At 74.7% G+C, this 13,886-nt stretch carries 12 protein-coding genes; 7 read left to right on the top strand and 5 right to left on the bottom strand.

The window, feature by feature from the left end; translation table 11 throughout:
- Window positions 1–7: 7 nt before the first annotated feature.
- The 5 genes from ACIPXM_RS06265 (at window position 8) to ACIPXM_RS06245 (ending at window position 4,322) form a co-directional block, all read left to right on the top strand.
- Window positions 8–1,336, top strand: a complete 1,329-nt coding sequence (locus ACIPXM_RS06265) for a sensor histidine kinase (RefSeq protein ID WP_401652575.1) — start codon at window positions 8–10, stop codon at window positions 1,334–1,336.
- On the top strand, window positions 1,333–1,998 hold the full coding sequence (locus tag ACIPXM_RS06260) for a response regulator (protein ID WP_401652573.1): 666 nt from the start codon (window positions 1,333–1,335) through the stop codon (window positions 1,996–1,998). The genes ACIPXM_RS06265 and ACIPXM_RS06260 overlap by 4 nt, the downstream gene beginning before the upstream one ends.
- 179 nt (window positions 1,999–2,177) lie before the next feature.
- A complete protein-coding gene (locus tag ACIPXM_RS06255) occupies window positions 2,178–2,594 on the top strand; it encodes a cytochrome ubiquinol oxidase subunit I (RefSeq protein WP_401652571.1) in 417 nt (138 codons plus the stop codon).
- A 47-nt stretch (window positions 2,595–2,641) separates the two neighbouring features.
- Window positions 2,642–3,463 (top strand): cytochrome ubiquinol oxidase subunit I, encoded by an 822-nt coding sequence (locus tag ACIPXM_RS06250; protein WP_401652569.1) that lies wholly within the window; start codon window positions 2,642–2,644, stop codon window positions 3,461–3,463.
- Window positions 3,464–3,536: 73 nt separating this feature from the next.
- Window positions 3,537–4,322 (top strand): cytochrome d ubiquinol oxidase subunit II, encoded by a 786-nt coding sequence (locus ACIPXM_RS06245; RefSeq protein WP_401652567.1) that lies wholly within the window; start codon window positions 3,537–3,539, stop codon window positions 4,320–4,322.
- On the opposite strand, the gene ACIPXM_RS06240 is transcribed toward ACIPXM_RS06245, so the two are convergent.
- Both ACIPXM_RS06240 and ACIPXM_RS06235 read right to left on the bottom strand, forming a co-directional pair.
- Window positions 4,313–5,515: an AI-2E family transporter gene (locus tag ACIPXM_RS06240; protein ID WP_401653641.1), complete on the bottom strand. Its 1,203-nt coding sequence runs from the start codon at window positions 5,513–5,515 to the stop codon at window positions 4,313–4,315. The two genes, ACIPXM_RS06245 and ACIPXM_RS06240, sit on opposite strands and share 10 nt — an antisense overlap.
- A 258-nt stretch (window positions 5,516–5,773) precedes the next feature.
- Complete coding sequence (locus tag ACIPXM_RS06235) at window positions 5,774–5,968, bottom strand: DUF3046 domain-containing protein (RefSeq protein WP_401652565.1); 195 nt, start codon at window positions 5,966–5,968, stop codon at window positions 5,774–5,776.
- Window positions 5,969–6,047: 79 nt separating this feature from the next.
- Between ACIPXM_RS06235 and ACIPXM_RS06230 the strand changes: the two genes are divergently transcribed.
- Entirely contained in the window at window positions 6,048–7,028 is a 981-nt protein-coding gene (locus ACIPXM_RS06230; RefSeq protein WP_401652564.1) for a hypothetical protein, read from the top strand.
- Here the strand turns inward: ACIPXM_RS06230 and ACIPXM_RS06225 are convergent.
- The 3 genes from ACIPXM_RS06225 to ACIPXM_RS06215 form a co-directional block, all read right to left on the bottom strand.
- A complete protein-coding gene (locus tag ACIPXM_RS06225; protein WP_401652562.1) occupies window positions 7,021–7,326 on the bottom strand; it encodes an AzlD domain-containing protein in 306 nt (101 codons plus the stop codon). The two genes, ACIPXM_RS06230 and ACIPXM_RS06225, sit on opposite strands and share 8 nt — an antisense overlap.
- Window positions 7,323–8,087, bottom strand: coding sequence for an AzlC family ABC transporter permease (locus ACIPXM_RS06220; protein WP_401652560.1), 765 nt, complete (start codon window positions 8,085–8,087; stop codon window positions 7,323–7,325). The genes ACIPXM_RS06225 and ACIPXM_RS06220 overlap by 4 nt, the downstream gene beginning before the upstream one ends.
- Window positions 8,088–8,166: 79 nt before the next feature.
- Window positions 8,167–8,988 (bottom strand): AraC family ligand binding domain-containing protein, encoded by an 822-nt coding sequence (locus tag ACIPXM_RS06215; protein ID WP_401653639.1) that lies wholly within the window; start codon window positions 8,986–8,988, stop codon window positions 8,167–8,169.
- Between the two features lie 204 nt (window positions 8,989–9,192).
- Between ACIPXM_RS06215 and ACIPXM_RS06210 the strand changes: the two genes are divergently transcribed.
- On the top strand, window positions 9,193–13,839 hold the full coding sequence (locus ACIPXM_RS06210; protein ID WP_401652558.1) for a DEAD/DEAH box helicase: 4,647 nt from the start codon (window positions 9,193–9,195) through the stop codon (window positions 13,837–13,839).
- The last annotated feature ends 47 nt before the right edge of the window (window positions 13,840–13,886 follow it).

Here is a 13,886-nt window from a genome sequence, read left to right as displayed (position 1 = left end):
TCGGAGCATGGCCCTCTCGCTTCGTCCGGCGCGCACCCGGGACGCCGTCGTCGCGCTGGCCGTCCTCCTCGTGGTGGCCGTGTGGACGCTGGTCATGGCGCACTACGAGCCGGAGCCGGCCGGCCGCGCCGCCGCCGGGTGGGCGCTGATCGTGATCGGCTGCGGGGCGCTGCTGTGGCGGCGGGAGCAGCCGGTGGCGGTGGCCGTGGTGACGCTGCTCGCCTGCGGCGTGTACTACCCGCTGTCCGCGCAGGACGGGCCGCTCCTGATCGCCTTCGCGCTCGCCCTGTACACGACCGCCGCCGAGGGGCGGTTCGCGGCGGCGGTCGCGCTGGCGGCGGTGACGCTGCTCGCGGTGGGGCTCGGGGAGCTGCGGCAGCGGCCGGGGCACCGGCAGATCGACGACACCTCGCTGGCGATGATGACGGGCTGGCTGATCAGCCTGGTCGCGGTCGGCCGCGCCCAGCGCAACCGGGTCGCCTATCTCCACGAGGTGGAGCAGCGCGCGCTCGCCGCCGAGCGGGAGCAGGAGGCCAGGGCCCGGCAGAGCGCCACCGAGGAGCGGCTGCGGATCGCCCGCGAGCTGCACGACATCATCGGGCACAGCGTCTCGCTCATCAATGTGCAGTCGGGCGCCGCGCTGCACCGGATCGACAAGAAGCCCGCGCCCGAGATCGCCCTCGGCACCGCCCGGGAAGCGCTCCAGGCCGTCCGGGACACCAGCAAGGAGGCGCTGCGCGAACTGCGGGCCACCCTGGGGCTGCTGCGCCGGGCGGACGAGGCCGCGCCCACCGCCCCGGTGTCCGGTCTCGCGCTGCTGCCGGAGCTGGTGGCGCGGGCCGCGGGCTCCGGTCTCGACGTACGGACCCGGGTCGACGGCAGGCCCGTACCGCTGCCGCCGCAGCTCGACCTGGCCGCGTACCGGATCGTGCAGGAGTCGCTGACCAATGTCACCCGGCACGCGCGCGCGTGCACGGTGGTGGTGACGCTCGACTGGGGTGAGCGGGTGCTGCGGCTGCGGATCGAGGACGACGGCGGGGGCGCACCGGCCCCGGACGGCCCGCCCGCGGACACGACCGGGTCCGGGACCGGGTACGGGACCGGAGGCGCCGTCGGCAGTGGCATCCGGGGCATGGCCGAACGGGCCCGTGCCCTCGGGGGCGAGCTGACGGCCCGTGCCGTGCCCGGCGGTTTCCGGGTCGACGCCCGCCTCCCGCTCCCTGCCCCGGACCCGCACCTGTCCCCCGCCCCCGCCCCCGAAGCCGACTCCCACCCCCACCCCCACCCTCACTCCGACTCCGACTCCGACTCCGCAGGAAAGGCGGACCCCGCATGATCCGCGTCGTGCTCGCCGACGACCAGACCCTGGTCCGGGCCGGTTTCCGCTCGATCCTCAGCGACGAGGAGGACATCGAGGTGGTCGGTGAGGCGGGGGACGGCGAGCAGGCCGTCGCGCTCGCCCGCGAACTGCGCCCGGACGTGGTCCTGATGGACATCCGGATGCCGGTCCTCGACGGTCTTGAGGCCACCCGCCGGATCACCGGGGACGAGCGGCTCGACGGGGTGCGGGTGGTCATCCTCACCACCTTCGACGTCGACGACTACGTGTACGGGGCGCTGCGCGCCGGGGCGAGCGGCTTCCTGGTGAAGGACACCGAGCCGATGGAACTGCTGCACGGGGTACGGGTGGTGGCGCGCGGCGACGCGCTGATCGCCCCCGCGGTGACCCGTCGGCTGATCGCCGAGTTCGCGGGCCGCGTACGGCGTCCCGACCCGGGCCCCCGGCTGAACGCGCTGACCGAGCGGGAGCGCGAGGTGATGGGCCTGGTGGGCGCGGGCCTGTCCAACGACGATATCGCGAACCGGCTGGTCCTCTCCCCCGCGACCGCGAAGACCCATGTCAGCCGGATCATGACCAAGCTGGCGGTGCGCGACCGGGCGCAGTTGGTGATCCTGGCGTACGAGTCGGGGATGATCACCCCGGGCTGGCTGGCCTGATCGGGACCCTTCAGCGGGTCTCCCCCTAGGGGGTGACCCCTGTGGGGTGCCCCCTGGGCCGGGGTGGTCAGGCGCAACTTTGGGGGTACGGGGGCGGGCCCGGCCGCAACCGGTGGGGTAGAGCAGGTGTCCACCGGCGGGCGACGACCGGAGCGCGGCCGTGGCCCGAGGCTTGCCAGGTGCATCAGGACGTCGTCGATCTCGCGCGGTTGCAGTTCGCCCTCACCGCGGGCGGTCATTTCCTCTTCGTCGCCCTCACCCTGGGGCTCGCGACGGTCGTCGCCGTGCTCCAGACCAGGGCGACGTTCTCGGGCAAGCCGCTGGACATGCGGCTGGTGCGGTTCTGGGGCCAGCTGTATGTGATCAACTACGCGGTCGGGATCGCCACGGGCATCGTGATGGAGTTCCAGTTCGGCATGAGCTGGAGCGGGCTGACGCATTTCGCGGGCAATGTCTTCGGGGCCTCGCTCGCGGTCGAGACGATCGTCGCGTTCTTCGTGGAGTCGACCTTCCTCGGGCTGTGGATCTTCGGCTGGCACCGGCTGGGCCGCTGGGCCCATCTCGCGTCGATCTGGGTCGTCACGCTCACCGCGTAGTCTCCGCCTACTGGATCCTGGTCTCCAACGGCTTCCTCAACCATCCGGTGGGCGCCCGTGTCCAGGACGGGGTCCTGGTCCTGGACGATCCGGTGGCGCTGCTCACCAACCCGTCCACGCTGCTCGCGTTCGGGCATGTGGTGGCCGGTGCGCTGCTCACCGCCGGGTTCTTCATGGCGGGGGTGAGCGCCTATCACCTGTTCCGGCGCAGCCCCGAGTGGGAGTTCTTCGGACGCAGCCTGCGGATCGGGGTGTTCCTGTCGTTCCCGGCCCTGATGGTGACGGCGCTCTTCGGCGGTCTGCAGTTCGCGTCCCTGAGCACGTTCCAGCCGATGAAGTCGGCCGTCTTCGGACAGCGGGCGGCCGAGATCGCCCGCCTCCAGGCGGAGCTGACCGCCCGTCTCGGCCCGGGCGACTATGTGCCGTCGGTCGGCTGGACCCGCGGTGCCGGGCTGGTGATGCTGATCGTCTTCGCGTTCCTGATGTACTTCACCCTGGCCGGAATGATCATGGCGTGCTTCCGGGCGGTGGTCTTCCGCTTCCGGCTGTGGCACCTCGCGCTGATGGCGGCGGTACCGCTGCCCTATGTCGCGATGATCAGCGGCTGGGTGTTCCGGGAGGCGGGCCGCCAGCCCTGGGTGGTGTACGGGCTGCTGCGCACCGAGGACGCGGTCTCGGACCTGTCGGCCGACCGGATGCGGCTCTCGCTCGTCGTCTTCACCACCCTGTTCGCGCTGCTCGCCGTGCTGAACGCGTGGCTGCTCGCCCGGCACGCCCGGCGCGGCCCGGTCGACGGCGGCCTCGGCCACGACGACCGGGCCACGGACGCCCCCGACCCCGCCGACACGCTGCCAGCGCCCCGCTACTGACCCAGTCGGCCACCACGGCCGCCACCACGGTCCTCAGCCGCCCCCGCCCGCCCCGAGGAGTCGACCACCCGCCATGGACACCAGCACGCTCGCCCTCGTCCTGCTCGCCTGCTGTGCCACCGGCTGGTTCGTGCTGGCCGGCGCGGACATCGGCACCGGGATGCTGCTGCCGTACCTGGGCGGGTCCGCCGCTGAACGGCGGCTGGTGATCGCCTCCTTCGCGCCGTTCTTCCTCGGCAACGAGGTCTGGCTGATCGCCACCGCCGGGGTGCTCACCGGCTGCTTCCCCGATCTGGAGGGGGCGCTGCTCACCGGCCAGTTCCCGGCCCTGGTCGTACTGCTCACCGGCTGGGTGGTGCGCGATCTGGGGCTGTGGAGCCGCGGCCGCGGTCCGGGCCGCCGCTGGCGGGCGCTGTGCGACGGCGCCGTGACGGCGGGGAGCTGGACGCTGGCGCTGGCCACCGGATGGCTCCTGACGGCAGTGCTGACCGGCCGTCCGTACGAGCCGGCCGGCGGGCCCGTCGCCGTGCTCGGCGCGCTCGCGGTGGCCGCGCTGTTCGCCGCGCACGGTCTGAGCTTCGCCGCGCTGCGGCTGACCGGGGTGCCGTACGAGCGGGCCCGGCGGCTGGTGGGCCGGTCCCGGCGGCCGTGGCACTCCTTCGCCCTGACCGCCGTGCTGCTCGGCGGGCTGCCGCTCGCCGCGGGCCACGTCCTCGCGCCGGGCGGGCACGCCGCCGATCCGGCGACGCTACGGCTCCTGGTCCCGGTGCTCCTCGCGGTCATGGTGCCGATGGTGGCCGTGCAGGCGTGGATCTGGCGGCTGTTCCGGCACCGGGTGACGGGCGCCTCCTACCTCTGACCGCCGCCCTCCGCGGCATCCCCTGTGTCCCCGGCGTCCTCGGTGTCCCCGGTGTCCTCGGTGTCCCCGGTGTCCTGTCCGGTGTCCTTCTTGGGGTGCAGGGCTTTCTGCAGCCGCGCGACGACCGCCTCGCCGTAGCGCCGGTGCCCGTGCACGCGCGGGTCGTCGGTCACGTCGTACCGCTTCACATAGGCGCCGAGGAACGCCTGCAGGGTGGCGACGGCGGGGATGGCGATCAGCGCGCCGACGGCGCCGAGCAGCGCGGTGCCCGCGATGACCGAGCCGAACGCCACCGCCGGGTGGATGTCGACCGTCTTCGAGGTCAGTTTCGGCTGCAGCATGTAGTTCTCGAACTGCTGGTAGACCACGACGAAGACGAGCACCCACAGCGCGTACCAGGGGTCCACGGTGAAGGCGATCAGCATCGGCAGGGCGCCCGCGAGATAGGTGCCGATGGTCGGGATGAACTGCGAGACCAGGCCGACCCAGACGGCGAGCGCGGGCGCGTAGGGCACGCCGAGGATCTCGAAGAGGATGAAGTGCGCGATTCCGGAGATCAGCGCCATCAGACCGCGCGAGTAGAGGTAGCCGCCGGTCTTGTCGACCGCGATCTCCCACGCGCGCAGGACCTCGGTCTGCTTGGCGGGCGGCAGCACCGAGCACAGCGCGCGGCGCAGCCGGGGCCCGTCGGCGGCGAAGTAGAACGAGAACAGGAAGATCGTCAGCAGCTTGAACAGCCCGCCGAGCAGGGTGGCGGAGACGTCGAGGACTCCGGACGCGCTGTTCTGCACGTACTTCTGGAGCCAGTCGGAGCGCAGCACGCTGTCCTGCACCTCGACCCGGGACAGCTCGGTGTGGAAGTGCTCGTTGGTCCAGTTGATCAGCATGTCGAGGTACTTGGGGAAGTTCTCGACCATGTCGACGATCTGGCCGGCCAGCATCGAGCCGAGCAGCACCACGAAGCCGACCCCGGCGACGAGGACCGCGAAGAACACGATGAAGGTGGCGAGCCCCCGGCGCATGCCGCGCGCCGCCATCCGTCCGACGGCCGGTTCGATGGCGAGCGCCAGGAAGAAGGCCAGGAGGATGTTGATGAGCAGGCCGATGACCTGGTGGAAGGCCCAGCTGCCGAGTTGGAAGCAGGCGTAGAGGGCGAGCGCGAGGACCAGGGCGCGGGGCAGCCAGCGCGGCATCCGCGCGGGGCCCGGCGCGGCAGGCGGGGTCGGCTCGCCGCCCCGCCCTGGGGGTGGGGCGGCCACACCCGGCTGTGCGGGCGTGGCGCCTCGGCGGTCGGCGTCGGGTCCATCGGTCTCGTCGTGCGTGTCAGTCGGGGCCACCCCGCCAGTCTCGCGCACCGCGCGGACATTCCGGCCCGGACCCGTCAGATCATCGGTTCTCGGCCGTCGTGCCCGGCACCGCCCGGCGGTTCCCGGCCGTGGCCCGGGGGCCGCTCAGCGGTTCTCGGCCGGTACGCCGACCGCGGCGCAGACCGCCCGCCACACGTCCTTCGCCTCCCAGCCCGCGTCGAGGGCCTGGTGCACCGTGCGCCCGCCGAGCTCCGCCATGACGTGGTCGCGCGCGAAGGACTCGACATAGCCCGCGCCGAAGTGCTCAGTCATCCGTTCCCAGAAAATCGTCAACCGCATGACACCAGTATCCCGCCCTCACGGGTGCAGCCCGGCCCTTAGCCCTTGTCAGCCGTGCTTTCGCGCCTACCGTCGGAGCATGGCCGGAAATCCTCCAGAAATCCCCGCTCCGTCCGCGTCGCTCTCCGTTCCGGCACCCGCCGGGTCGGCCGTCGTCACGGCGTCGCCGCTCGCCCGCGCCGAGCGGTTCGTCTGGCTCACCGCGCGCGTGCTCGAACAGCGCCGGTTCGCCTACCACTTCCTGCGCGGCCCGGCGGATCCCGTCGAGGCCGCGCTCACCGCGTACCTCAACGAGGACGGCGGCTACGGCCACGCCCTCGAACCCGATCTGCGCGGCCCGGTCAGCCAGCCGCTGCACACCGCGCACGCGCTGCGGGTGCTCGACTCCGTGGGGCGCTGCGGCGGGCTGCGGATCGAGCGGATCTGCCGCTATCTGACGGAGGTGTCCACCCACGACGGGGCGCTGCCCGCGGTGCACCCCTCGCAACGCGGCTATCCGGCGGCGCCGTTCGTGCCGGTGGCCGACGATCCGCCGAGCGCGCTGCTGACCACCGGTCCCGTGGTCGGGCTGCTGCACCGCAACCAGGTGTGGCACGCGTGGCTGTTCCGGGCCACCGAGTTCTGCTGGGCGGCGGTGGACGGCCTGGAGAAGTCGCACCCGTACGAGGTGCAGGCCGCCGTCGCGTTCCTCGACGGGGTCCCGGACCGCGCCCGCGCGCAGGCGGCGAGCGACCGGCTCGGGCGCCTGGTGCGGGAGCAGGGGCTCGCGGTGCTCGACCCGGACCGGGCCGACGAGCAGCCGGTCGCCGACGGGTACGCGCCGGGCGAGCACCACTTTCCGTACGACTACGCGCGCGTGCCGGACTCGTTGGCCCGCCGCTGGTTCACCGACGAGGAGATGGCCCGCTCGCTCGACCACCTCGCGGCGGCCCAGCGGGAGGACGGAGGCTGGCCGGTGACCTGGCGGCAGTGGGCGCCGGGCACGGCCCTGGAAGCGCGGCCGATCGTCACGGTGGAGGCGCTGCGGACGCTGCGCGCGCACGGCCGCACGATCAGCTGAGCGCCCGGACCCCGGCCGTGCCGAGCACCGCCACGGCGACGACCACCAGGAACGGGGCGCGCAGGAACAGGGCGACGGCGGCCGCGGCGAGCCCGGCGGCGCGGGCGTCGAGGGTGAGCTCGCCCCGGGCGCTGAAGGTCTGCTGGGCGGTGAGGGCGGCGAGCAGGGCCACCGGGACGAGCGCGGCGAGCCGCCGTACCAGCGGCCGTTCCAGGGTTTCGGCGGGCACCAGAAGGCCGAGGAGTTTCACCAGGTAGCAGCCGACGGTGGTCAGCGCGATCGCGATCCAGACACTCATCGGACGTCCTCCTGCCGTCCCGCACGCCGGCGGCCGCGGAACCAGAGCACGGCGGGCGCCGCGAGGGCGGCGGCGAGCACCGGCACCCCGGCGGGCAGCACCGGCAGCAGCCCGAGGCCGAGCAGGACGGCGAGCGCGGCGGTGGCCCGTTCGGTGGCCGTCCGCACCATCGGGGCGAGCAGCGCGAGGAAGACGGCCGGGCCCGCCGCGTCCAGGCCCCAGGCGTCGGTGTCGCCGATGGCCTCCGTGCCGAGGGCGCCGAGGAAGGTGGTGAGGTTCCACAGCACGTAGAGGCTGAGTCCGGTGACCGTGAAGCCGAGGCGGGCCGAGCGGCGGTCCGGCTGGGCGAGGGCGACGGCGGTGGTCTCGTCGATCACCCACTGGGCGGCGAACGGGCGGGCGAGCCGGCGCAGCGCCAGGAGCTGGGAGAGCCGCAGGCCGTAGAAGGCGTTGCGGGTGCCGAGGAAGAACGCCCCGGCGGCGGCGGTGAGCGGGTTGCCGCCCGCGGCGAGCGCGCCGACCAGCGCGAACTGTGAGGCGCCGGTGAAGACGAGCAGGCTGAGCGCGCAGCTCTGCAGCAGGCTGAGTCCGGCGCCCGCCGAGGTCACCCCGAAGGCGAAGCCGGAGAGTCCGACGGCGATGCCGACGCCGAGGCCGTCGCGGACCACGGCGGCGTCGCTCTTGGCGCGCTCTGGTGTCCCTGCCGCCGGTTCGGCCGTCGGTTCGGCCGTGCGTTCTGTTCGTGCTGCTTGCTCTGCCACGTCGGCGACGCTACGGGGCGGGTCACGGCCCGGTCTTGTACGTTCTTGCGCCCGGCCCGGCCGATGGGCCCAGCGGGCCTCAGCGCCCGCGCCCGCGCTGGTACGCGCCCGGCGGCACCCCGACGCTGCGGGTGAAATGGCGGTTGAGGTGCGGCTGGTCGGTGAAGCCGACGGCGACGGCGGCCTGGGCCGGGGGCGTGCCCGCGTCCAGGAGGCGGCGGGCCCGGCGCACCCGGGCGTCGGTCAGCCAGGTGTGCGGCGGCATCCCGTACGCGGTGCGGAAGGCCCGGAGCAGCGCGAAGGGGCTGGTGCCGAGGTCGGCGGCGAGCTGTTCCAGGGTCGGCGGGTCGGCCATCCGCTCCTCCAGGACGGCACGCGCGCGTGCCGCGTCGGCGGCCCCGGCGGCGAGCGGCGCGAGCGGGCGGGCCCGGCCGCCGTGGCTGCGCAGCAGCCGGGCGACGACCAGCCGCAGCAGGCTGTCGGCGGCCAGCGCGTTGCCCTCCTCGGCGGCCCGGTGGACGCCGATCACGAGCCGGGCGGCCTGGGCGTCGTCCACGACGGGCTGGGTGAAGCCGATGGCGCCGCGCAGGGCGACGGTGTCGTCGGCGATGGCCCGGATGAGCTCGGGGTCGGGGTAGATCGTGCGGTAGGTCCAGCCCTCGGGCACCCCGGCGTGCCCGGTGTGCGGGGTGTCGGGGTTGACCAGGGCTATCTGCCCGGGGCCCGCGTGGACCAGGTCGCCCGCGTAGTGGAACGCCTCGACCCCGGCGGTGACGGCGGCGAGCACGAAGCTCTCGTGGGTGTGCCGGGAGAAGGACTTGCGGACGTAGTGGGCGTGCAGCAGGTCGACGCCCGGCAGCTCGACCGGCCGCCAGTAGCGGGCCCGCTCGCCGCCCGCCACCACCCGTCCCGAGCCGTCGCCGGGCGGTCCGCCGTCGCCGAGGTTGTGGCCGCGCGCGCCCTTCGGGCCGGGGGCAACGGCCGCGGGCGGTCCGGACACGTCGCCACGGGTCATGTCCCCATTCTGCGCCACGGTCCGGGCCCGCCACGAGCGGGTTTCCGCAGGTCCGGGCGGTTGTCAGTGGCGGGGTGCACGATGGAGGGCATGGTCAGGTCCGCGCTCGACTCGTTCTCCCCCGCGACCCGTGGTTGGTTCACCGGGGCCTTCACCGCGCCCACGGCGGCGCAGGAGGGGGCCTGGCGGGCCATCGGCGAGGGCTCGGACGTGCTGGTGGTCGCGCCGACCGGCTCCGGCAAGACCCTCGCCGCGTTCCTCGCCTCGCTCGACTCCCTCGCGGCCACACCGCCGCCCGCCGACGCCAAGAAGCGCTGCCGGGTGCTGTACGTGTCGCCGCTGAAGGCGCTCGCCGTGGACGTGGAGCGCAATCTGCGCTCGCCGCTGACCGGCATCCGCCAGGAGTCGGTGCGGCTCGGGCTGCCCGAGCCCGACGTGCGGGTGGGCATCAGATCGGGCGACACCCCGCCCGCCGAGCGCCGGGCACTGGCGACCCGCCCGCCGGACATCCTGATCACCACCCCCGAATCGCTGTTCCTGATGCTGACCTCGGCCGCCCGGGACGCCCTGTCCGGCGTCGAGACCGTCATCCTCGACGAGGTGCACGCGGTCGCGGGCACCAAGCGCGGTGCCCATCTGGCGCTCTCCCTGGAGCGGCTCGACGAGCTGCTGCCGCGCCCGGCCCGCCGGATCGGCCTCTCGGCCACCGTGCGGCCGGTCGAGGAGGTGGCGCGCTATCTGTCGCCGCAGCGGAAGGCCGAGATCGTCCAGCCGCCGTCCGGCAAGGAGTTCGACCTCTCGGTGGTCGTCCCGGTCGAGGACATGGGCGAGTTGGGCGGCTCCCCGGCCGCCGAGTCGTCCGAGGGCGGCGAACGCCCGTCGATCTGGCCCCATGTGGAGGAGCGGATCGCGGACCTCGTGCAGGCGCACCGCTCGACCATCGTGTTCGCCAACTCCCGGCGCCTCGCCGAGCGCCTGTGCAACCGGCTGAACGAGATCGCGTACGAGCGGGCGACCGGCGAGACCCTGCCCGACGGCAGACCGCCCGCCGAGATCATGGCCCAGTCGGGCGCGGCGCAGGGCGCGCCCCCGCTGCTCGCCCGCGCCCACCACGGCTCGGTGTCCAAGGAGCAGCGGGCCCAGGTCGAGGAGGACCTGAAGGCGGGCCGCCTCCCGGCCGTGGTCGCCACCTCCAGTCTCGAACTGGGCATCGACATGGGCGCGGTGGACCTGGTGGTGCAGGTCGAGTCGCCGCCCTCGGTGGCGTCCGGGCTCCAGCGGGTGGGCCGCGCGGGCCACCAGGTCGGCGCGGTGTCGACGGGTGTGGTGTTCCCGAAGTACCGGGGCGACCTGGTGCAGTCGGCGGTGGTCACCGAGCGGATGCGCACCGGCTCCATCGAGTCGCTGCGGGTGCCCGCCAATCCGCTGGACGTGCTGGCCCAGCAACTGGTGGCGATGGTCGCGCTGGACTCCTGGCAGGCCGACGACCTGCTGGCGACGGTCCGGCGGGCGGCGCCGTTCGCCGCGCTGCCCGACTCGGCGTTCACGGCGGTCCTGGACATGCTGGCCGGGCGCTATCCGTCGGACGCGTTCGCCGAGCTGCGCCCGCGCGTGGTGTGGGACCGGATCGCGGGCACCGTCACCGGCAGGCCGGGCGCCCAGCGGCTCGCGGTCACCTCCGGCGGCACCATCCCGGACCGGGGCCTGTTCGGGGTGTTCCTGGCGGGCGCCGACCCCAAGAAGGGCGGCGGCCGGGTCGGCGAGCTCGACGAGGAGATGGTGTACGAGTCGCGGGTCGGTGACGTGTTCACCCTCGGCACCACCTCCTGGCGGATCGAGGACATCACCCGGGACCGGGTCCTGGTGTCGCCCGCGCCCGGGGTGCCGGGCCGGCTGCCGTTCTGGAAGGGCGACCAGCTGGGCCGCCCGCTGGAGCTGGGCCGCGCGGTGGGCGCGTTCCTGCGCGAGGTGGGGGCGCTCGCGCCGGACGACGCCCGGCTGCGGCTGCTGGCCGCCGGTCTCGACGCCTGGGCGGCGGAGAACGTGATCGCGTATCTCGCCGAGCAGCGCGAGGCGTGCGGCCATGTGCCGGACGACCGGACGATCCTGGTGGAGCGGTTCCGGGACGAGCTGGGCGACTGGCGGGTGGTGGTGCACTCCCCGTTCGGCGCCCAGGTGCACGCCCCGTGGGCGCTGGCGCTCGGCGCCCGGCTCGCCGAGCGGTACGGGATGGACGCCCAGGTGATGCACGCCGACGACGGCATCGTGCTGCGGCTGCCGGACGCCGACCTGATGGGCCTCGACCTGCTGGACGGCACCCCCGGCGACTCGGTGGACCCCGGCCGGTTCACCGACACCGTCCTCGACAGCGAGCAGGCGCCGATCGGCGCGGCCGACACCGTCTTCGACCAGGGCGAGATCGAGCAGATCGTCACCGACCAGGTCGGCGGTTCGGCGCTGTTCGCGTCCCGCTTCCGGGAGTGCGCGGCGCGCGCCCTGCTGCTGCCCAAGCGCAACCCGGGCAAGCGCACCCCGCTGTGGCAGCAGCGCCAGCGGGCGGCCCAGCTGCTCCAGGTGGCCAGTGAGTTCGGCTCGTTCCCGATCGTCCTGGAAGCGGTCCGCGAATGCCTCCAGGACGTCTTCGACGTGCCAGGACTGCGGGAGCTGATGGGCGACATCGAGGCCCGCCGGGTGCGCCTGGTCGAGGTGACCACCCCGGAGCCCTCGCCGTTCGCCCGCTCCCTGCTGTTCGGCTATGTCGCCCAGTTCCTGTACGAGGGCGACTCCCCGCTCGCCGAGCGGCGGGCCGCCGCGCTGTCCCTGGACTCCCGGCTGCTCGCCGAGCTGCTCGGCCAGGCCGAGCTGCGTGAGCTGCTCGATCCCGAGGTGCTCGCCGAGCTGGAGCGCGAGCTGCAGTGGCTGACCGAGGACCGCCGGGTCAAGGACGCCGAGGGCGTCGCCGACCTGCTGCGGGTGCTCGGGCCGCTCACCGACGCCGAGCTGGCCGAGCGCGGCGCCGGGCCCGGCTGGGCCGAGGAGCTGTCCCGGGCCCGGCGCGCCATCCGGGTGCGGATCGCGGGCGCCGAGCACTGGGCGGCGATCGAGGACGCGGGCCGGCTGCGGGACGCGCTGGGCACCGCGCTGCCGGTCGGTGTCCCGGAGGCGTTCACCGAACCGGTGAAGGACCCGCTCGGCGACCTCCTGGCCCGGCACGCCCGCACCCACGGCCCCTTCACCTCGACCGGGGCCGCCGCCCGCTTCGGTCTCGGCGTCGCCGTCACCGACGGGGCGCTGCAGCGGCTCGCCGCCGCCGGGCGGGTGGTGCAGGGCGAGTTCCACCCCTCCGGCATCGGTCAGGAGTGGTGCGACGCGACCGTGCTGCGGCGGCTGCGCCGCCGGTCGCTCGCCGCGCTCCGGCACGAGCTGGAGCCGGTCCCCCCGGCCGCGCTCGCCACCTTCCTGCCCCAGTGGCAGCACCTCGGGGGCAACGGGCTGCGCGGCATCGACGGCCTGGCCCGGGCGGTCGAGCAGCTGCAGGGCGCGCCGGTGCCCGCCTCGGCCCTGGAGAAACTGATCCTGCCGTCCCGGGTGCGGGACTACTCCCCGGCCCTGCTCGACGAGCTGACCACCACCGGCGAGGTGCTGTGGGCGGGCGCCGGGGCGCTGCCCGGCAAGGACGGCTGGATCTCGCTGTATCTCGCCGACGCGGCGCCGCTGCTCCTGCCGCCGCCGCACCCGCTGGAGCTGTCCGGGCTCCACGAGTCCGTCCTCACCGTGCTGACCGGCGGATACGGGCTGTTCTTCCGGCAGATCGCCGACCAGGTGCGGGCCACCACCCACCCCGACGCGAGCGATCCGCAGCTCGCCGACGCCCTGTGGGACCTGGCCTGGTCGGGGCGGCTCACCAATGACACGCTGGCCCCGCTGCGGGCCCTGCTCGGCTCGGGCCGCACCGCGGGCTCCACCGCGCACCGGGCCCGCCGCACGGTCCCGCGCGGGCGGTACGGCACCCTGACGGCCGCCGCCCGGCCCGCCTCCCGCACCGGCCCGCCCACGGTCAGCGGCCGCTGGTCGCTGCTTCCGCCGCCGGAGCCCGAGCCGACCCATCGGGCACACGCCCTGGCCCGTACCCTGCTCGACCGGCACGGGGTGGTGACCCGGGGCGCGGTGGCGGCCGAGGGCGTCGAGGGCGGCTTCTCGGCGACGTACCGGATCCTGTCGGCGTTCGAGGACAGCGGGCAGGCCCGCCGCGGCTATGTGGTGGAGGGTCTGGGGGCGGCCCAGTTCGCCATGGACGGGGCGGTGGACCGGCTGCGCGCGGCGGCCACCGCGCGGGACCGCGGCGCCGAGGAGGGCACGGGCCCCCGCGCGGTGGTCCTCGCGGCGGCCGACCCGGCGAACGCCTACGGGGCGGCCCTGTCCTGGCCCGAGCCGCCGACCGGCGCGGGCCACAAGCCGGGCCGCAAGGCGGGGGCGATGGTCGTCCTGGTGGACGGTGAGCTGACGCTCTACATGGAGCGCGGCGGCAAGACCCTGCTGTGCTGGCCGGCCGACCCGGAGTCGCCCGCGTTCCGGGCCGCGGCCGAAGCCCTCGCGGCGACCTCGGCGGCGGGCTCCCTCGGCACGGTGACGGTGGAGCGGATCAACGGGGGCACCGCGCTCACCTCCCCGCTGGCCCGCCCCTTGGAGGCCGCCGGTTTCCACGCCACCCCCCGGGGCCTGCGGCTGCGCGCCTGAGGCCCGCGCCGGGCCCGCCCGCACACCCACCGGCCCCCCGGCCCGCA

The sequence above is a fragment of the Streptomyces sp. NPDC090025 genome, from assembly GCF_044748125.1.
Lineage (GTDB): Bacteria > Actinomycetota > Actinomycetes > Streptomycetales > Streptomycetaceae > Streptomyces.
Note: the sequence above shows the minus strand (reverse complement) of the source record. Positions and strands in the feature narration are given on the sequence as shown.

Excerpts from the sequence above, each read along its gene's own strand:
- ACIPXM_RS06265 (WP_401652575.1), top strand. The coding sequence starts at position 8 with ATGGCCCTCTCGCTTCGTCCGGCGCGCACCCGGGACGCCGTCGTCGCG.
- ACIPXM_RS06260 (WP_401652573.1), top strand. The coding sequence starts at position 1,333 with ATGATCCGCGTCGTGCTCGCCGACGACCAGACCCTGGTCCGGGCCGGT.
- ACIPXM_RS06245 (WP_401652567.1), top strand. The coding sequence starts at position 3,537 with ATGGACACCAGCACGCTCGCCCTCGTCCTGCTCGCCTGCTGTGCCACC.
- ACIPXM_RS06240 (WP_401653641.1), bottom strand. The coding sequence starts at position 5,515 with ATGCCGCGCTGGCTGCCCCGCGCCCTGGTCCTCGCGCTCGCCCTCTAC.
- ACIPXM_RS06235 (WP_401652565.1), bottom strand. The coding sequence starts at position 5,968 with ATGCGGTTGACGATTTTCTGGGAACGGATGACTGAGCACTTCGGCGCG.
- ACIPXM_RS06230 (WP_401652564.1), top strand. The coding sequence starts at position 6,048 with ATGGCCGGAAATCCTCCAGAAATCCCCGCTCCGTCCGCGTCGCTCTCC.
- ACIPXM_RS06225 (WP_401652562.1), bottom strand. The coding sequence starts at position 7,326 with ATGAGTGTCTGGATCGCGATCGCGCTGACCACCGTCGGCTGCTACCTG.
- ACIPXM_RS06210 (WP_401652558.1), top strand. The coding sequence starts at position 9,193 with ATGGTCAGGTCCGCGCTCGACTCGTTCTCCCCCGCGACCCGTGGTTGG.